The sequence below is a fragment of the Streptomyces sp. NPDC029138 genome, assembly GCF_055564375.1.
This window is the reverse complement of sequence record NZ_JBVHWM010000040.1, coordinates 54,561-73,230: the sequence shown is the minus strand read 5'-3', so window position 1 is coordinate 73,230 and position 18,670 is coordinate 54,561. Positions and strand designations below refer to the sequence as shown.

Annotated in this window: 15 protein-coding genes; 3 read left to right on the top strand and 12 right to left on the bottom strand. The window is 73.1% G+C overall.

What is annotated here, in order from left to right:
• Positions 1-97: 97 nt before the first annotated feature.
• Complete coding sequence (locus tag ACZ4WH_RS27400) at positions 98-3,115, bottom strand: putative bifunctional diguanylate cyclase/phosphodiesterase (RefSeq protein ID WP_468185224.1); 3,018 nt, start codon at positions 3,113-3,115, stop codon at positions 98-100.
• 386 nt (positions 3,116-3,501) lie between these two features.
• A complete protein-coding gene (locus tag ACZ4WH_RS27395; RefSeq protein ID WP_468185221.1) occupies positions 3,502-4,479 on the bottom strand; it encodes a 2-hydroxyacid dehydrogenase in 978 nt (325 codons plus the stop codon).
• A gap of 75 nt (positions 4,480-4,554) precedes the next feature.
• Here ACZ4WH_RS27395 and ACZ4WH_RS27390 point away from each other — a divergent pair, with 75 nt between their 5' ends.
• Positions 4,555-5,553, top strand: a complete 999-nt coding sequence (locus tag ACZ4WH_RS27390) for an aldo/keto reductase (protein ID WP_468185219.1) — start codon at positions 4,555-4,557, stop codon at positions 5,551-5,553.
• 142 nt (positions 5,554-5,695) lie between these two features.
• Positions 5,696-6,841 carry a PQQ-dependent sugar dehydrogenase gene (locus ACZ4WH_RS27385; protein ID WP_468185265.1) on the top strand — a complete coding sequence of 382 codons (1,146 nt, stop codon included), beginning with the start codon at positions 5,696-5,698 and terminating at the stop codon, positions 6,839-6,841.
• A 30-nt stretch (positions 6,842-6,871) separates the two neighbouring features.
• Here ACZ4WH_RS27385 and ACZ4WH_RS27380 read toward each other — a convergent pair whose 3' ends face one another.
• The 7 genes from ACZ4WH_RS27380 to ACZ4WH_RS27350 all read right to left on the bottom strand — a co-directional run bounded on the left by ACZ4WH_RS27380 (position 6,872) and on the right by ACZ4WH_RS27350 (position 14,474).
• Positions 6,872-7,078, bottom strand: a complete 207-nt coding sequence (locus ACZ4WH_RS27380) for a DUF6191 domain-containing protein (RefSeq protein ID WP_468185216.1) — start codon at positions 7,076-7,078, stop codon at positions 6,872-6,874.
• Positions 7,079-7,115: 37 nt separating this feature from the next.
• A complete protein-coding gene (locus ACZ4WH_RS27375) occupies positions 7,116-10,154 on the bottom strand; it encodes a helix-turn-helix transcriptional regulator (RefSeq protein WP_468185263.1) in 3,039 nt (1,012 codons plus the stop codon).
• Positions 10,155-10,249: 95 nt separating this feature from the next.
• Positions 10,250-10,441, bottom strand: a complete 192-nt coding sequence (locus ACZ4WH_RS27370; RefSeq protein WP_468185214.1) for a hypothetical protein — start codon at positions 10,439-10,441, stop codon at positions 10,250-10,252.
• Positions 10,442-10,648: 207 nt separating this feature from the next.
• Positions 10,649-11,236 carry a hypothetical protein gene (locus ACZ4WH_RS27365; RefSeq protein WP_468185212.1) on the bottom strand — a complete coding sequence of 196 codons (588 nt, stop codon included), beginning with the start codon at positions 11,234-11,236 and terminating at the stop codon, positions 10,649-10,651.
• A 35-nt stretch (positions 11,237-11,271) separates the two neighbouring features.
• Positions 11,272-11,847 (bottom strand): GNAT family N-acetyltransferase, encoded by a 576-nt coding sequence (locus ACZ4WH_RS27360; protein ID WP_468185210.1) that lies wholly within the window; start codon positions 11,845-11,847, stop codon positions 11,272-11,274.
• Positions 11,825-14,056, bottom strand: coding sequence for an MMPL family transporter (locus tag ACZ4WH_RS27355; protein WP_468185207.1), 2,232 nt, complete (start codon positions 14,054-14,056; stop codon positions 11,825-11,827). The genes ACZ4WH_RS27360 and ACZ4WH_RS27355 overlap by 23 nt, the downstream gene beginning before the upstream one ends.
• A 109-nt stretch (positions 14,057-14,165) precedes the next feature.
• Positions 14,166-14,474, bottom strand: coding sequence for a hypothetical protein (locus ACZ4WH_RS27350; protein ID WP_468185204.1), 309 nt, complete (start codon positions 14,472-14,474; stop codon positions 14,166-14,168).
• A 76-nt stretch (positions 14,475-14,550) separates the two neighbouring features.
• On the opposite strand from ACZ4WH_RS27350, the gene ACZ4WH_RS27345 reads away from it, so the two are divergent.
• Positions 14,551-15,348 carry a methyltransferase domain-containing protein gene (locus ACZ4WH_RS27345; protein ID WP_468185202.1) on the top strand — a complete coding sequence of 266 codons (798 nt, stop codon included), beginning with the start codon at positions 14,551-14,553 and terminating at the stop codon, positions 15,346-15,348.
• A 50-nt stretch (positions 15,349-15,398) separates the two neighbouring features.
• Here the strand turns inward: ACZ4WH_RS27345 and gatB are convergent, their stop codons facing one another.
• Genes gatB through gatA form a run of 3 tightly spaced genes read right to left on the bottom strand, consistent with a single transcriptional unit; the run spans position 15,399 to position 18,668 of the window.
• Positions 15,399-16,913 carry an Asp-tRNA(Asn)/Glu-tRNA(Gln) amidotransferase subunit GatB gene (gene gatB / locus ACZ4WH_RS27340; protein WP_468185200.1) on the bottom strand — a complete coding sequence of 505 codons (1,515 nt, stop codon included), beginning with the start codon at positions 16,911-16,913 and terminating at the stop codon, positions 15,399-15,401.
• Between the two features lie 16 nt (positions 16,914-16,929).
• Positions 16,930-17,169 carry a hypothetical protein gene (locus ACZ4WH_RS27335; RefSeq protein WP_468185198.1) on the bottom strand — a complete coding sequence of 80 codons (240 nt, stop codon included), beginning with the start codon at positions 17,167-17,169 and terminating at the stop codon, positions 16,930-16,932.
• A complete protein-coding gene (gene gatA / locus ACZ4WH_RS27330; protein WP_468185196.1) occupies positions 17,166-18,668 on the bottom strand; it encodes an Asp-tRNA(Asn)/Glu-tRNA(Gln) amidotransferase subunit GatA in 1,503 nt (500 codons plus the stop codon). The genes ACZ4WH_RS27335 and gatA overlap by 4 nt, the downstream gene beginning before the upstream one ends.
• Between the last annotated feature and the right edge of the window lie 2 nt (positions 18,669-18,670).

The window sequence follows — 18,670 nt, the reverse complement described above, 5'->3', positions numbered from 1 at the left end:
TCGTCCTCCGGTGGGTCCCAGCTCAGCCGACGCGCTGTCCAAGTACGAGAATTCGGGTGCGCATGGCACTGACCCTCCCCCCGGCACGCACCACGTGTCAAGTGGGTGGGACGGGAGTCTCAGAATGTGAGCGAAGGGCACCGCCGCCTCCGAAGACAGCCGGAACACCCCCTGTGTACACCCTCTGCGGCTCCCTCGCGCTGCCCGCGAACGCCGGTTCGGCCGGGGCGTGCGGCACCGGGTAGTGGCCGGAGCCGAGCGCCCGGCGCAGCCGGTACTCGTCCAGCGGACCGGCGAACGCCATGCCCTGCCCATGGGTGCAGCCCATCGCGCGCAGCGCGACCACCTGCTCGGGCAGGTCCACGCCCTCGGCGACCGACTGGAGCCCGAGATCGCCGGCGATCCGCAGCAGACCACTGGTGATCTTGTGCAGCCGCGCGGACTCGACCACGCCCTCGACCAGACCGCGGTCGAGCTTGAGGATGTCCACGGGCAGCCTCCTGAGAGCCGTGATGGCCGCGTAGCCGCTGCCGAAGCCGTCCAGCGCGATCCGCACCCCGAGCCGGCTCAGCGCGGTCAGCCGCCGCTCCAGCTCGTCCAGGGAGACACGCGGATCGGTGTCGGACAGCTCGACGACCAGTGCCCCGGGCGGCAGCCCGTGCCGGGTCAGCAGCGCCTCCACCGAGCCCAGCGGCATCGAGCGGTCCAGCAGCCGCCGGGCGCTCATCCGGACCGTCACGGGGACGACGATCCCGGTCGCGGCCCGCTCGGCCGCCTGCTCCACGGCCTCTTGCAGGATCCAGCGCTCCAGCTCGGCGGTCTTGTCGCCGTCCTCGGCCACGCGCAGGAACTCGGCCGGTGTGAACAGCACACCTTGGGAGGAGCGCCAGCGCGCCTGTGCGGAGACCGTCGTGATCCGGCCGTTCTGGAGGCACACCACGGGCTGGTGCAGCAGGGCGAACTCGCCGTCGTGCAGCGCGGCACGCAACCGCGTGGCCAGCTCCGCCTTGCGGACGACGTCCTGCTGCATCTGTGGCTTGTACAGCTCGACCCGGCCCTTTCCGGCCGACTTCGCGCGGTACATCGCCAGGTCGGCGTTGCGCAGCAACTCGCCCGCTCCGAGGCCCGCTTCGGCGAAGGCGACGCCGATGGAGGCGTTGACCCTGACGTCGTTGCCGTCGATGGCGTACGGGTGGGAGAGGGTCACCCTGAGGCGGTCGGCGAGCTCCAGGATGTTCCGCTCCCGGGCGGCCCGGTCCCGGGTGCCGTCCCCGACGATCAGGGCCGCGAACTCGTCGCCGCCCAGCCGGGACGCGGTGTCGCCCTGCCGGACCGCGTCCTGGAGTCTGCGGGCGGCCTGGATGAGCAGCTCGTCCCCGGCCTGGTGCCCGATCGTGTCGTTGACGGCCTTGAAGCCGTCCAGGTCGATGAAGAGCACCGCCGTACCGCGCAGGGCGGCTCCCCGGTCGGTGGCCCGGCGGCCGGACAGGGCCTGCTGCACCCGCTTGGTGAACAGCGCGCGGTTGGGCAGGTCGGTCAGCGGGTCGTGCTCGGCGTTGTGCTGCAACTGGGCCTGGAGCCGCACTCTCTCGGTCACGTCCCGGCTGTTGAAGATGAGCCCGCCGTGGTGCCGGTTGACGGTCGACTCGACGTTGAGCCAGCCGCCGTCGCCGGAGCGGAACCGGCACTCGATGCGCGTGGTGGGTTCCTCCAGCGGGCTGGCGGCGAGGAAGCGGCGCACCTCGTGCACCACGCAGCCCAGGTCCTCCGGGTGGATGAGCGCGGCCAGCTCGGTGCCCACCAGTTCCTCGGCGGGCCTGCCGTACACCCCGGCGGCGGCCGGGGAGACGTACCGGAGGATGCCGTTCGGCGCGGCGATCATGATGACGTCGCTGGAGCCCTGCACCAGGGAGCGGAAGTGGTTCTCCTTCTGCGCCAGTTCCTGGGTGAGGGTGATGTTGTCCAGCAGCATGATGCCCTGCCGGATGACGAGCGCCAGCACCACGGCGCCCGCGGTGATCAGCACCACGTGGTCGGGCCTGCGGCCGTTGAGGACGTTGTACAGGATGCCCAGCGTGCACACGGCGGCGGCGAGGTACGGCGTGAGCGCGGCGAGGGAGCCGGTGAGCGGCCGGCCGGACGGGTACCGGGAGTGCTCGCCGCCCGGCGCCGACAGGGGCAGGTGGTGGCCCGTGCTCCGCAGGCCCGGCACGTGCTCGTGGACCACGCGCGTGTGCCCGTCCGCCGCGCGTGCCGCCTGCGCGCCCCGGCGCCGGGGCGCGGCCCAGGGGGCGTAGGCGAGCAGCAGTGAACCGGCGAACCAGCCCGCGTCCAGCAGCTGCCCGGAGCGGTAGCTGCTGTGCAGCAGCGGCGAGGTGAACAGGGCGTCGCACATCACGGTCAGCGCGAGCGCGCCGATCGCGGTGTTCACCGCCGTACGGTTGCCCGGGGCGCGGCGGAAGTGCAGGGCGAGGACCATGCTGACGAGCGCGATGTCGAGCAGCGGGTAGGCCAGCGACAGCGCGGCGTGCGCCACGCTGGAGCCCTCGATCCGGGCCGCCTGGGCGAGGGCCAGACTCCACGAGAGGGTGAGCAGCGAGCCGCCGATCAGCCAGGCGTCCAGCCCCAGGCAGATCCAGCCCGCCTTCGTCACCGGCCGCTTGGCGAGCACCAGCAGGCCGACGATGGCGGGCGGTGCGAAGCACAGGAAGAACAGGTCGGCGTAGCTGGGGCTGGGCACCGGGCGGTCCAGCACGACCTCGTACCAGCCCCAGACCGCGTTGCCCAGCGCGGCCATGAGCGAGGAGAGGGCGAACAGCAGCCAGGCCGAGCGGAAGCGCACGCGGCGGCTGCGGGCGTACAGGAAGCAGGAGACGGCGGCGGAGCCCGCCGCCGCGCTGAGGCCGAAGTCGCCCATGATCAGCGCGACTTGACTCGTGCCCCAGTCGAACGCGGCTCCGACGGCGTAGGCCGCGCAGATCAGGGCGAGGACGAGTTGTTCCATCAGCCGGGTGTTGTCGCCGATGGCCGGACGGCGGGGCGGCGGGGCCTCGTGCGGGTGCGGTGCGCGCACCGCTCCGTCGAGGGTGGCGGTCACGGAGGGCGGGGCGCTCACCGGGGCCTCCCGGTTCGCGCCGCTCCCGGGTCCCGACGGTCCCGGTGCGCTGGGTGCGCATGCCTGCGGCGGCCGCTGTGCCTGCGCTGCTGGTGGCTGTGGTGGCTGGTGTGGTGGCCGCGCCTGCGCGCGGCCGTGCGCCAGGGTCGCCGTCGGCGGCTCCGCCGCGTCGGATCGTTCGTCCATAGGCCGTGCATCGCCCGTCGCCCCCCTCACAAATCTGAAATGTCCATCCCCGGCGCCGAACGGTCAGCGGCGCAGCCCCTGTCGGGGACGATACACCAGGATCGTCACTCAGGGACATAGCTTCTCTACGCTCCGTGACGACCAGCGGGGATGCGGGTACGGGCCGCGTCCGAAAGGTTGCGGAGGGTGCCCGAAGCGCCCTAGCGCCCGTTTGCTCCCCTGGTTTCGGGTCCGGTCGTAAGGATCACGTTTCGCAGGGGCTGTCGGTTCACGAACCGGGTCAACTGGTCCGCGAGCAGCCGCTCGGCGCGGGGCAGGAAGGCCGAGGAGGGCCCGCCGACATGCGGGCTGATCAGCACGCCGGGCGCCTGCCACAGGGGGTGACCGGGGGGCAGCGGCTCGGGGTCCGTGACGTCCAGGGCGGCGGTGATCCGGCCCCGTTCCAGCTCGGCGAGCAGCGCCTCGGTGTCCACGACGGGCCCGCGCGCGACGTTGACGAGCAGCGCGCCGTCCTTCATCCGGGCCAGGAACTCCGCGTCGACGAGCCCCCGGGTCTCCTCCGTGAGCGGGGTGCAGAGGATCACGACATCCGCGTGCGGAAGCATTGGAAGCACATCGGCGATCGGATGCACGGGACCGCGCGCCGTTGTGCGACGGGAGCGCGCAACGCGCGCCACCCGCGCGACTTCGAAGGGCACGAGCCGGTCCTCGATGGCGGCGCCGATGGCGCCGTATCCGACGATCAGCACGCTCTTGTCGGCGAGGGCGGGACGGAAACCGCTCACCCAGCGCTCCTGTTGCTGGGCGCGGACGAAGCCGGGGATGCCGCGCAGCGCGGCGAGGGTCAGGGTGAGCGCCAGCTCGGCCGTGCTCGTCTCGTGCACGCCCCGCGCGTTGCACAACCGCACGCCCGGCGGGATCACCGACAACTGCGCGGTGATGTCGTCGACGCCGGCGGTGAGCGTCTGGATCAGCCGCACGTTCGTCAGATGCTCCAGCGGGCCGACCCGGACCGACAGCCGCTTCATGTACGGCACCACGTACACGGCGCACTCCGCCGGGTCGCCGGGAAAGGGCTGCGCGCCGTCCTCTCCCCCGTCCCAGAACAGGTACCGGGGCCCCTCGGGCAGCCCCTCGATCTCCTCGGGCGGAATGGGAAGCCACACGTCTGAACTCATGCCAGGAGGCTATGTCAGGCACGCCTCGACGCAGAGGTTAGGTTGGGGGCCGGGCAGAGGGAGGTTCACGAGCAGGTGGAGCGCAGGACGATCGGCGCGGGATCGCTCGCGGTGGGGGCCGTCGGACTCGGATGCATGCCGATGAGCTGGGCGTACAGCGGATCACGGCAGCGGGGTGACGAGTCGGTCAGAGCGGTGCACCGGGCGCTGGACCTGGGCTCCGACCTCCTGGACACCGCGGACATGTACGGCCCGTTCACCAACGAGCTGCTGCTGGGCCGGGTGCTCAAGGAGCGGCGCCGGGACGCCTTCGTGTCCACGAAGGTCGGGCTGCTGGTAGGCGAGCAGCACATCGTGGCCAACGGCCGCCCCGGCTATGTGCGACGGGCCTGCGACGCCTCGCTGCGGCGGCTCCAGACCGATGTGATCGACCTGTACCAGCTGCACCGCGCCGACCCGGAGGTCCCCGTCGAGGAGACCTGGGGTGCGATGGCGGACCTGGTGCGGGCGGGGAAGGTGCGGGCCCTCGGCCTGTGCGCGGTCGGGGCGCGCGGCGGGCGCCGCCCGGGCGCGGGGCTGTACGACACGACGCTGCGCCAGTTGCGGCGGGTACAGCAGGTGTTCCCGGTGACCGCGGTGCAGGCGGAGCTGTCGGTGTGGTCGCCGGAGGCGCTCCAGGCGCTGCTGCCGTGGTGCGAGGCGCGCGGTGTGGGCTTCCTGGCGGCGATGCCGCTGGGCAACGGCTTCCTGACCGGCACGCTGACGCCGGGCGAGGGGTTCGAACCGGACGACGTACGCGCCCGGCATCCCCGGTTCACCGCCGAGATGATGGCGGCGAACCAGCCGATCGTCGCGGGCCTGCGGCGCATCGCCCGCCGGCACGGCGAGGACGTCACCCCGGCTCAGGTGGCGCTGGCCTGGGTGCTGGCGCAGGGCCGGCACGTGATCGCGCTGCCGGGCACGAAGCGGGAGCGCTGGGCGGCGCAGAACGCGGCGGCCGCCGGGCTGCGGCTGACCGCGGAGGACCTGGCGGAGGTGTCCGGGCTGCCGGCGGCGCAGGGGTCGTGGGACTGAGGTTTCCCCGGCCGGTTGCCGGGGATCGGGAACCCGGAGGGGCATGGCCGTCGTAGGAGAGTCAGAGCGTGCCGTCGGGCCCGCCCGTGGACCGCGGCCGGGCCGCCGCGTCGAAGGGACCGTGATCGTGCGACGTCGAGCTGTGCCGGCCGTGCTGGCCGTGGCCGCCCTCCTGCTGACGGCCGGCTGCTCCTCCGGCGGCGGGGACGCCCCGGGCGGGACGCCGGGCGCGACGGCCTCCGGGGCCACCGCTTCCGGCCACGGCACCGCGCCGGCCACGCCGGTCCCTCCGGCCAAGGGCTCGGTGAAGGTGCTGCGCACGGTGGCCGAGGGCCTGAAGACGCCGTGGGGGCTGGCTCCACTACCCGACGGCGGCCTGCTGGTCTCCTCCCGGGACGAGGGAACGATCAGCCGGATCGACGAGAAGACCGGCCGGACGACGGAACTGGGCACGGTCTCCGGGGTCTCGCCGGCCGGCGAGGGCGGCCTGCTGGGCATCGCCCTCTCCCCCGGCTTCGCCTCGGACCACATGATCTACGCCTACTTCACCTCGGCCTCGGACAACCGCATCGTCCGCATGCTGTACGACGAGCGGAAGCCGGCCGGTGAGCAACTGGGCGCTCCCGACACGGTGTTCAAGGGCATCCCCAAGGGCTTCATCCACAACGGCGGCCGGATCGCGTTCGGCCCCGACCGCATGCTGTACGCGGGCACCGGCGAGAGCGGGGAGAAGGGCCTGGCGCAGGACAGGAAGTCGCTGGGCGGCAAGATCGTGCGGCTGACCCCGGACGGCGACCCGGCGCCGGGAAACCCGTTCCCCGACTCGCCCGTGTACTCGTACGGCCACCGGAACGTCCAGGGCCTGGCCTGGGACGACAAACAGCGGCTGTTCGCCTCGGAGTTCGGGCAGGACACCTGGGACGAGCTGAACGCGATCAAGCCCGGTGACAACTACGGCTGGCCGAAGGCCGAGGGCCGGTCCTCCGACGCCGGCTTCCACAACCCGGTGGCCCAGTGGCGCACCGACGACGCCTCGCCCAGCGGCATCGCCTCTGTGAACGGTGTGATCTGGGTGGCGGGCCTGAAGGGCGCCCGGCTGTGGCGCGTCCCGCTGAACGGCACGTCGGCCTCGGCGGCCCCGCAGGCGTTCCTCACGGGCGCCTACGGCCGCCTCCGTACGGTCGTCCCGGCGGGCGGCGACAGGCTCTGGCTGGTGACGAGCAACACGGACGGCCGCGGCACCCCGAAGAAGGGGGACGACCGGGTGCTGGAGGTGCGGGTGCGGTGACCGGCGCACCTCCCTCGATGAGCCGCGCGGCTACTCGTCCTCGGTGAGCGCTCCGGGCTCCGGCTCGGCCGGCGCCGTCTCCGGCAGGCGTATCACCGCCTTCCCGGAGGTCAGGTCTATGGGGCCGCGGCCGGGGTCGTTGTCTCCCACGTCCTCGCGGGTCAGTTCCAGCCGGTTCTGCTCGTCCCGGGTGTGCTTGCGGCCGGGCGCGAACAGTTCCTCGAAAGCGTTGAACACGGCTCCCCCTCACTGCCGGTTTTCTCCAGCGTAGGTCTCAGCCCGGCGTTTCGGCTGCGAGCGTGCCGGCCGCGAACAGCCCCAGCCGGTGCGCCACCGCCGCCGCCTCGCCCCGGCCCGAGACGCCGAGCTTGCTCAGGATGTTGGAGACGTGGACGCTCGCGGTCTTCGGCGAGATGAACAGTTCCTCGGCTATCTGTCGGTTGGTGCGGCCGGCCGCGACCAGGTGCAGGACGTCCCGCTCGCGGCTGGTGAGGCCGAGCGCCGCGGCCGGGTCGGCGGGGGCCTGCCGCGCGGCGCCGGTCAGGGTGAGGCGGGCGCGCTGGGCGAGCCGGGCGACGGCGTCGGCGAGGGGGCGCGCGTCGAGGTGGGCGGCGACCGCCGCGGCCAGCCGGAGCAGTTCCACCGCCCGCTCGCGCTGGTCGTCGCCGCCCTCGGCCAGCAGTGCGGCGGCGAGGCGGTACCGGACCCGGGCGAGGTGGTAGGGCCGGTCCAGGCATTCGAAGGCGGTGACGACCGGGGACCAGGTGTCGACCGTGTCCCGGTCCTGCGCGCGGAGCAGTTCGGCCCGGGTCCACCGGTCGTAGGCCTGCCAGAGCGGGACGCCGGTGGTGAGGGTCCGTACGGCCGCCGAGAGACGGTCGAGGGTCTCGGCGCGGCCGGGCCGGGCGGCGGGCAGGCCGCGGGCGTCGGCCTCGGCGGTGGCGGCGGCCAGCAGCAGCGGCCAGGCGTAGCGGCGGGTGCCGGGCGGAAAGCCGGCGTCCAGGGCCGGGAGCAGTGCCGCGCGGGCGTCGGCGATCCGGCCCTCGGCGGCGGCGACCGCGAGGACGATACGGGCCACGGGCAGGGACTGCTGGGGCATCGGGTCGTGGGTGCCGTACCAGGCGCGGGCGGCGGCGAGGTGCCGGCCGGCCTCGGTGAGGTCGCCTCGGGCGAGGGCGAGGTGGGCCTGGTGCAGGGCGCCGGCGCCCCGGGGCTTGGCGCCGTGGCCGACCCGGGTGGCGTGCGCGGCGGCCTCGGCGGCCTCCTGCCACTGGCCGAGCGAGTACAGCGCCTCGGACAGGTTGCCCCACATCCACGCCCCGGAGTCCAGCAGTCCGTACGCCCGGCAGAAGTCGATGCCCTCGCGCAGCAGGGGAACGGCCTCCCGGTCCCGGCCGATGCTTTGCAGCGCGGACGGCAGGTTCACATAGGCGCGGGCCGCGACATGGTGCATGCCCTCCGCGCGGGTGTCCCGCAGGACCTCCCGCATCTGCGCGAGGCCGGCCTCGGGCTCGCCGGACTCCACGGTCAGGCCGCCCAGGGTGAGGCGGGCGTGCAGTTCGGTCTCGCGGGCGCCCACCATGCGCGCGTACTCCACGGCCCGCTCGGCGGCGGCGAGGGCCTCGGGGCCCGGCCGGCGCTGCATGGACCAGCTGGCGGCGACCGCCAGCACCTCGGCGTGCACCTCGGACGGTGGCAGTCCGCGCACGAGATCCTGGGCGGTGGCCAGTTCCTGCCGGCCGTCGCCGCGCGACATGGCCTGGACCAGTCGGGAGCGCTGCACCCAGAACCAGGCGGCGCGCAACGGGTCCGGGTCTTCCTCCAGGAGGCGCAGGGCCCGCTTGGTGATCTTCAGGGCGCGTTCGCGCTCACCGCCGAAGCGGCCCGCCACGGCCGCCTCGGCCATCAGGTCGAGGTAGCGCAGCGGCGTGGTGGCCGGGTCGCAGCCGCACGGGGGACAGACCTCGGCGTAGTCGACCGGGCGCAGGGCGGAGCGCACCTCCTGCGGGGCGCTGTCCCACAGCTCCATCGCCCGCTCCAGCAGCCCGAGCTGCTCGGTGTAGGCGTGCCGGCGGCGGGCGACGACGGCGGCGGCCAGGACGGCGGGCAGGGCCTTCGCGGCGTCGTGGGCGTGGTACCAGTAGCTGGCCAGGCGCATCACGCGGGCGTCGGCGGGGACCAGCGCCGGGTCGGCCTCCAGGGCCTCGGCGTAGCGGCGGTTGAGCCGGGAGCGTTCGCCGGGCAGCAGGTCGTCGGCGACGGCCTCGCGGACCAGGGAGTGCCGGAAGCGGTAGCCGTCGCCGGTCCGGGTGACGGTGAGGATGTTGGCGCCGACGGCGGCCCGCAGCGCCTCGATGAGGTCGTCCTCGGCGAGCTGGGCCACGGCTTCGATCAGCCGGTACTCCACGGTGGAGCCGCCCTCTGCGACGAGCCGGGCGACCCGCTGGGCGCTCTCGGGCAGCGCCTCGACCCGGACCAGGAGCAGGTCGCGCAGGGAGTCGGTGAGGCCGGCGCAGTCGCCCGCCGATGCGGCCACGGCGAGTTCCTCGATGAAGAAGGCGTTGCCGTCGGAGCGGGCGTATATCTCGTCGACCTGGGCGGGGTCGGGTTCGGCGGCGAGGATGCCCGCGATCTGGCGGCCGGCCTCCTCGCGGGTGAAGCGGGCGAGTTCGATGCGGCGGACGGTGCGCAGCCGGTCCAGTTCGGCGAGCAGGGGCCGCAGCGGGTGGCGGCGGTGGATGTCGTCGGAGCGGTAGGTGGCCAGGACGAGGAGACGGCCGGCGCGCAGGGTGCGGAAGAGGTAGGCGAGGAGGTGGCGGGTGGAGGCGTCGGCCCAGTGCAGGTCCTCCAGGACGAGGACGACGGCGTGCTCGGCGGCGACCCGCTCCAGCAGCCGGGCGGTGAGTTCGAACAGGCGGGCCATGCCCTGTTCGTCGTGGCGGCCGGCGCCGGCCTCGCCGAGGTCGGGCAGCAGCCGGGCCAGTTCCTCCTCCTGGCCGGCCGCCGCCGCGGCGAACTCCTCGGGCAGGGCGTCGCGCACGGCGCGCAGGGCGGCGGAGAAGGGGGCGAACGGCAGCCCGTCGGCGCCGATCTCCACACAGCCGCCGACGGCGACGACGGCGCCGTGCCGGGCGGCGGCGGCGGCGAACTCCTCCACGAGGCGGGTCTTGCCCACGCCCGCCTCGCCGCCGAGCAGCAGCGCCTGCGGCTCGGCCGCGGCGGCACGGGCGAGCGCGTCGTTCAGCGTGTCCAACTCGTCGGTGCGGCCGACGAACACGGGACTGACGGACCTGTTCTCCACGGGCCCGAGCATCGCACGGGGCCGGGACGGCCCGGCACCGGTTTTCCACAGCCCCCGTGTGATGGTCGTACCGGTGGCCGGCAGCGCCGTACCGGCGGACGACAGGGTCACGCGGTGCGGGGCAGCCGGTGCCAGCGGGGGCGGTCGGTATGCGACTCGGCGGCCGGGGCCCCGTCACCGGCGGACTCCGCGCGGCGGGCGGCGCGGCGGGACCGTACGGTTTCGCGGGCCAGGCGCTCCTGCTGGGCCGTGCGGCGCAGTTCGGCTGAGCGGAGGCGGTGGAGTTCAAGGGCGTACATGGCGAGTCCTCCGGGGGAAACGGTGTGGTGTGTCGCCTTCCGCGACGCCTCCACCCTCGTCTCCCAGGCAGGTCCGCCACATCGGGAGAGTGCCGCATCTTCGGGCGGCCGGCGGGCCGCACGCGCGCGTAAGGGGCCTTAGGGCGGCGGTGAGTCGCTCACGCGCGCCCTAAGGCCCCTCAGGCCTGCGGGTTCCCGGCGGCCCTCTCAGCCGGTCGAGGGCAGGCCGAGCAGGGCGTCGGAGTACTTCAGGACGGCGAGCAGCAGTCCGATGACGCCGAGCGAGACGCCCGCCCAGGCGACCGACTTGATCCACGCGGCCTGCGGACGGCCGGGGGTGCCGAACGCGGGCCGGGCCAGCACGACCACGCCGGTGATCAGCGCGGCCAGCGCGAACAGGCCGGCCCACAGGGCGGTGGTGTGCCAGGCGTCGCCGTAGACCTCCTTGATCTGCTGGGCGACGCTCGCGGTGGAGGAGGTCCGGAGCTGGCCGACGAGCTGCTCGCGCGCGGACGCGACGGTGCCGATCCAGCCGCCGCTCAGTGAGACGAGGCCCAGCGCTGCGGAGACGACGGCGCCGGCGCCCTGGCCGACCCCGGAGGGCGCCTTGCCGCCGGCGGCTTCCGTCGCATCGCCTGCCTCGCCGCCGTCGGCTTCCGCGGCCTGCTCCTCGGCGGCCCGCCCCTCGGCGGCCTGGTCCTCAGCAAGACCGGCCGTCGTCGTCTCGTCGTCCTTGCGCGCCTCGGTGCCGGCCTCAGTGCCGGCCGTGGCGCCTTCCGCTGTCTTCGTTGCCATGCCTGGCACCGTACGGACGCTGTCTGAGAGGTCTCTTAATGATCGTTGTGCGCGGTACGCGCGCGTGCCGCGCGCCACTCGGGCGCGAGCACCGCCCAGATCTCGGTGCTGGTGCGCACGCCCCGGTGCCGGTAGTTCTCGCGGAGCACGCCCTCGCGGGTCATGCCGATCCGCCGGGCCACGTCGATGCTCGGCTCGTTGGCCGAGGAGGCGTACCACTCCACCCGGTGCATGCCGCGCTCCTCGAAGGCCCAGTCGAGCAGCACCCGCATCCCGCGCGTGACCAGTCCGCGCCCGGCCGCCGCCGGCTCCAGCCAGCAGCCGGCCTCGCAGACCCCGCTCGGGGTGTCCCAGACGCGGAACAGCAGGCCGCCGACGAGCTTCCCGCCCAGCCAGATCCCGTGCGCGCTGCCGGCGTCGGCACCGCGCTTGTCGGCGTACGACTTCAGCCAGCCACGGGCGCCGTCGAGATCGGACACCACGTCCGCCAGGCCGACGTGCCGGCCGATGAACTCCCGCCCCCGGTCGATGTGGGCGAGCAGTTCCTCCGCGTGCCAGACCTCCAGGGGCCGCAGTTCGGCGCCGTCGTCACCGAGCGATGTCGCGTACATCGTGCCGTTCGTCCTTCCGCAGTTCGTCCACCGGCACCCGGCCGAGCCTGTCCTGCGCGGCGCGGCACTCGGGCGGCTCGATGCTGAGGCGCGGCAGGCGGCGCTCCAGCCAGCCGGGCAGCCACCAGTTGGCGGGGCCGAGCAGATGCATCAGGGCGGGCACGAGCAGGGTACGCAGGACGAAGGCGTCGAGGGCGACGGCGGAGGCGAGCGCGATGCCGAACATGGCGATGACGCGGTCGCCGCTGAGCACGAAGGCGAGGAAGACGGAGATCATGATGACCGCGGCGGAGTTGATCACCCTGCTGGTCTCGGCGAGGCCCACGCGGACGGCGCGCCGGTTGTCGCCGGTCTCCAGCCACTCCTCGTACATCCGGCTGACCAGGAAGACCTGGTAGTCCATGGAGAGCCCGAAGAGCACCGAGACCATGATCACGGGCAGGAAGGGCTCGATGGGGCCCGAGCGGCCGAGGCCGAGCGGTTCACTGCCCCAGCCCCACTGGAAGACGGCGACGACGATGCCGAACGCGGCGGCGACGGCGGTGATGTTCATCGCGGCGGCCTTCAGCGGGATGCCGAGCGAGCGGAAGGCGAGCAGCAGCAGGAGGCAGCCGAACCCGATGACCACGCCGACGAACAAGGGCAGTTTGCCGACGATCACATCCGCGAAGTCGTCGTAGCCGGCGGTGACTCCGCCCACCTGTACGTCGAGCGAGGTGCCGCGTTCCGCGCGCGGGAGCACGCCGGTGCGCAGCCGGTCCACGAGATCGCTGGTGTCCTGGGACTGGGGCGCGGACTCGGGTACGACGGTGAGGTACGCGGTGTCCCCGCCGGTGGCGTAGGTGACCGGGGTGACGGAGGCGACGCCCGGGGTGGCGCGCAGGGTGGTGTCGAGGTTGTCCAGGGCGAGTTTGTCGTCGCCGCCGTCCACGCGTGTCACCAGTGTCAGCGGCCCGTTCACGCCGGGCCCGAAGCCCGCCGCGAGCAGGTCGTAGGCCTGGCGGGTGGTGGAGGTGCGGGGATCGTTGCCCTGGTCGGAGGTGCCGAGGCGGAGGGAGAGGGTCGGCAGGGCGAGCACGGCGACGACCGCGAGGGCGAGCGAGCCGAGCAGCCGGGGGTGGCGTTCGACCAGCGCCGACCAGCGGGCGGGGAGGCCGGTGGGAAGTTCGGGGCGCGGCCCGTGTTCGGCGAGCCGGCGCCGTTCGCGCCGGCTGAGGGCGCGCGGGCCGAGGTACGACAGCAGGGCGGGCAGCAGGGTCACGGAGGCCGCGACGGTGAGCACGACGGTCAGACAGGCCGCCACGGCGACCCCGTTGAGGAAGCCCAGCCGCAGTGTCAGCATCCCGAGCAGGGCGATGCACACCGTCGCACCCGCGAAGACGACCGCGCGTCCGGTGGTGGCCACGGCGTGCGCGGCGGCCTCGGGGACGCTCAGGCCGCGCTTCAGGCCGCGCCGGTGCCTGGTCACGATGAACAGCGCGTAGTCGATGCCCACGCCGAGGCCGATCAGCATGCCGAGCATGGGCGCGAAGTCGGCGACCGTCATGGCGTGTCCGAGCAGTCCGATGCCCGCGTAGGCGGTGCCGACGCCGACCAGCGCGGTGGCGATCGGCAGCAGGGAGGCGGCGAGGGAGCCGAAGGCGAGGGACAGCACGACGGCGGCGACGAGCACCCCGACCGCCTCGGCGGTGTGCCCGCGCGCGGACTCGGTGAGCCCGATGGCGGTGCCGCCCAGCTCCACCCGAAGCCCCTCGCCCGTGGCTGCCTTGGCGGCGCGCACGACGGCCTGCGCCTCGGCTCTGCCGATGTCGTCGGCCTGCCGCGCGAAGGTGACGGCTGCGTAGGCCGTACGGCCGTCGGCGCTGATCCGGTGGGGGCCCTGGTCGCCGTACGGGCCGGACACCGAGGCCACGCCGGGCAGTGCGGCGATCCGGCGCAGGGTGCGGGTCATGGTCCGCTCGATGTCGCCTGCCCGGACCGTGCCGGTGACGGTGTGCCAGACGACGGTGTCGCTGTCCCCGCCCAGCCCCGGGAAGCCCTCCTTGAGCAGCTGGGTCGCGCGGTGGGACTCGGTGCCGGGGACCTCGTAGTCGTTCGAGTACGCCGAACCGGCCAGGGCGGCGCCCGCGGTGACCCCGCCGAAGGCGAGGAGCCACAGCAGGACGGTGATCAGGCGGTGCCTGACACACCAACGCGCGAGGTATGCCACCGGACGTGCTCCCAGAAGACGATGTGTGGATCTTTGGCCGGGAACAATCGCCAATAAACCGGACAGCCCCCAAAGAACGACAAGGGGTGACGGCCGAACTGAAGGGACGTCAGTCGAACTGGTCCCCGAGCGCCATGACCATCGCCCCGGCGATGAGCAGCCACAGGGCCCTGCGGGTACGCCCCTTGGAGCCGAGCAGCGCCGCGAGCGCGCAGACGGCGGCCCCGAGGGCGTAGGCGGCGGGCACGCGGGCGGGCGCGGACGCGGTGAGCCGCATCAGGGAGGCGGCGAGTCCCGCGAGGCAGAGGAGCGCTCCGGTGCCGGCCGCGGTCCACCGGGCCCGCCGGGCGTCCTCGACATGCCCCTCCGGCTCCTCGCTTATCGGGGGCTCGGTGTCGGAATCGGTGCGTCCACTCATGGCGGGCGAGCGTACCGCCTCGGGCTGGGAAAACGTGGTGCGGGGCGGCGCCTGCGACTGCTAGGCATGGTCGCTTGTGACCGAGACACCGAGAACACCCGACGCGCTCCTCAGCCGCCTCACCCATCCGCGCTATCCCCGCAGCAACGGCTACGACGTCCGCTGGACCATCGAGAACCAGATGGGCCCGCACGCGCTGTGGCTGCTGGAGTGGCTGGCGCCCGCGCTCGGCCTCGACCGGCTGCCGCCCGGCGCCCGGGTGCTCGACCTCGGCTGCGGACGCGCCATGACGTCCGTCTTCCTGGCCAGGGAGTACGGCGTCCAGGTCACCGCGGCCGACCTGTGGGTGAAGCCGGACGAGAACGCCGTACGCGTCGCCGAGGCGGGGCTGGCCGACCGGGTGCTGCCCGTCTTCGCCGAGGCGCACGATCTGCCGTTCGCCGAAGGTTCCTTCGACGCGATCGTGTCCGTCGACGCCTACCAGTACTTCGGCACGAACGACCTGTATCTGCCCACGCTGACCCGGCTGCTGAAGCCGGGCGGGCGGATCGGGGTGGTGGTGCCGTCGGTGCGGGAGGAGATCGCCGGAGCCGAGCCGCCGGAGCACCTCACGGCCCACTGGGACCCCGGGTTCTGGGCGTTCCACTCCCCCGGCTGGTGGCACCGGAACTGGATGCGCACGGGTGCCGTGACCGTCGAGACAGCCGACTGGCTTCAGGACGGCTGGCGGGACTGGCTGCTGTGGAGCCAGGTGTGCGCCGAGAAGAGCCCGAGCGCGTTCATGGCCGGGCTGGCCCGCGACTCCGTGGAGCTGCTGACCGCCGACCAGGGGCGTCTGCTCGGGTTCGCCCGGGTCGTGGGACGCCGTAGCTAGCCGTACGGCCCCGGAGGGCATCCCTCCGGGGCCGTACACCGCGTGGGGACTCAGCCCTCGCTGACGCCCAGCTTCTCCAGGATCAGCTCCTTGACGCGGGCCGCGTCGGCCTGGCCACGGGTGGCCTTCATGACCGCGCCGACCAGGGCGCCGGCCGCGGCCACCTTGCCGCCGCGGATCTTGTCCGCGATGGCCGGGTTGCCGGCGATGGCCTCGTCGACGGCCGTGCCGAGCGCGGAGTCGTCGGAGACGACCTTCAGTCCGCGCTTCTCGACGACCTCGTCCGGGGTGCCCTCGCCGGCGAGGACGCCCTCGATGACCTGACGGGCCAGCTTGTCGTTCAGGTCACCCTTCGCGACCAGCTCGGTGACCCGGGCCACCTGCTGCGGCGTGATCGCCAGCTCCTCCAGCGCCTTGCCGGACTCGTTGGCGCTGCGCGCCAGTTCGCCCATCCACCACTTGCGGGCGGAGGCCGCGTCGGCACCGGCGTCGATGGTGGCGACGATCGGCTCCAGCGCGCCGGCGTTGAGGATCGCCTGCATGTCGGTGGCGGAGATGCCCCACTCGGACAGCAGCCGGGTGCGGCGGGCCAGCGGCAGCTCGGGCAGGGCCGCGCGGATCTCCTCGACCCACTCGCGCGAGGGCGCGACCGGCACCAGGTCGGGCTCCGGGAAGTACCGGTAGTCCTCGGCCTCTTCCTTGACGCGGCCCGAGGTCGTGGACCCGGTGTCCTCGTGGAAGTGGCGGGTCTCCTGGACGATCGTGCCGCCGCTGGAGAGCACGGCCGCGTGCCGCTGGATCTCGAAGCGGCAGGCGCGCTCGACGGAACGCAGCGAGTTGACGTTCTTGGTCTCGGAGCGCGTGCCGAACTTGTCGCCGCCCTTGGGCATCAGCGACAGGTTCACGTCGCAGCGCATCTGGCCCATCTCCATGCGGGCCTCGGACACGCCGAGGGCCCGGATGACCTCGCGCAGCTCGCGGACGTACGCCTTGGCCACCTCGGGGGCGCGCTCGCCGGCTCCGACGATCGGCTTGGTGACGATCTCGATCAGCGGGATGCCGGCGCGGTTGTAGTCGAGCAGGGAGTGGGACGCGCCGTGGATACGGCCGGTGGCGCCGCCGACGTGCGTCGACTTGCCGGTGTCCTCCTCCATGTGGGCGCGCTCGATCTCCACGCGGAAGGTCTCGCCGTCCTCCAGCTGCACGTCGAGGTAGCCGTTGAAGGCGATCGGCTCGTCGTACTGGGAGGTCTGGAAGTTCTTCGGCATGTCCGGATAGAAGTAGTTCTTCCGGGCGAAGCGGCACCACTCGGCGATCTCGCAGTTCAGCGCGAGACCGATCTTGATCGCGGACTCGACGCCGGTCGCGTTGACGACCGGGAGCGAGCCGGGCAGGCCGAGGCAGGTGGGGCAGGTCTGGCTGTTCGGCTCGGCGCCGAGCGTCGTGGAACAGCCGCAGAACATCTTGGTCCTGGTGCCGAGTTCGACATGGACCTCAAGGCCCATGACGGGGTCGTACGACGCCAGCGCGTCCTCGTACGACACCAGGTCGGTCGTGGTGGTCACGGTGAAAACTTCCCTCTCAGCCCAGCAGGACGTCGTCGTCGCCCAGCCGCTTCAGCTCGCGGTAGAGGATGGCGAGGCCGGTGGCGATGCCGGCGGCGGTGACGACGGCGTCGACGAGCCGCAGCGTGTCGTTCTCGGAGCGGGCCTTCTTGATCTGCTTCATGGCGCCGACCGCGCCGAACGCGGTGGCGGCCATGGACAGGTACGTACCGGACTTGGACTTCTTGAAGCCCTTGGCCTTGGACAGTGCGCTCACAGCGACGGTGCCTCCTCCAGCAGCGGGTGACCCCACTTTTCCACGAAGGCGGCCTCGACGGCGGCGCCCACCTTGTACAGCCGGTCGTCCTTCATCACCGGGGCGATGATCTGGAGACCGACCGGGAGGTCGTCCTCCGGGGCCAGACCGCAGGGCAGCGACATGGCCGCGTTGCCCGCCAGGTTGGTCGGGATGGTGCACAGGTCCGCGAGGTACATCGCCATCGGGTCGTCGGCGCGCTCGCCGATCGCGAAGGCGGTGGTCGGGGTCGTCGGGGAGACGATCACGTCGACCTGCTCGAAGGCCTTGTCGAAGTCCTGCTTGATCAGCGTGCGGACCTTCTGGGCGCTGCCGTAGTACGCGTCGTAGTAGCCGCTCGACAGGGCGTACGTGCCGAGCATGACGCGGCGCTTCACCTCGGCGCCGAAGCCCGCCTCACGGGTGAGGGAGGTGACCTCCTCGGCGGAGTGCGTGCCGTCGTCGCCGGTCCGCAGGCCGTAGCGCAGGCCGTCGAAGCGGGCGAGGTTGGAGGAGCACTCGGACGGGGCGATCAGGTAGTACGCCGACAGGGCGAGGTCGAAGGACGGGCAGTCCAGCTCGACGATCTCGGCGCCCAGCTCCTTGAGCAGCGCGACCGACTCGTCGAAGCGCTGGATGACGCCCGCCTGGTAGCCCTCGCCACGGAACTGCTTGACCACGCCGACGCGCATGCCCGCGACGCTGCCGTTGCGGGCGGCCTCGACCACCGGCGGGACCGGGGCGTCGATGGAGGTGGAGTCCAGCGGGTCGTGCCCGGCGATGACCTCGTGCAGCAGCGCCGCGTCGAGCACCGTACGGGCGCAGGGGCCGCCCTGGTCGAGCGAGCTGGAGAACGCGACCATGCCGTAGCGGGAGACCGCGCCGTACGTCGGCTTCACACCGACCGTGCCGGTGACGGCGGCCGGCTGGCGGATGGAGCCGCCGGTGTCGGTGCCGATGGCGAGCGGGGCCATGTGCGCGGCCAGCGCGGCCGAGGAGCCGCCGCCGGAGCCGCCGGGAATCCGGGTGAGGTCCCACGGGTTGCCGGTCGGGCCGTAGGCGCTGTTCTCGGTGGAGGACCCCATGGCGAACTCGTCCATGTTGGTCTTGCCGAGGATGACGACGTCGGCGGCCTTGAGCCGCTTGGTGAGCGTCGCGTCGTACGGCGGGATCCAGCCCTCCAGGATCTTCGAGCCGACGGTCGTGGGCACGCCCTCGGTGGTGAAGATGTCCTTGAGCGCGAGCGGGACACCGGCCAGCGGGCCGAGCTTCTCGCCGCGCTCCCGCTTCTCGTCCACGGCACGGGCCTGGGCGAGGGCGCCCTCGCCGTCGACGTGGAGGAAGGCGTGCACCTTCTCGTCGACCGCCTCGATCCGGGCGAGGTGGGCCTCGGTGACCTCGACGGCCGTCAGCTCGCCGGAGGCGATCCTCGCCGCGGTCTCGGCCGCGGTGAGCCTGATGATGCTGTTCTTGTCCGTCATGG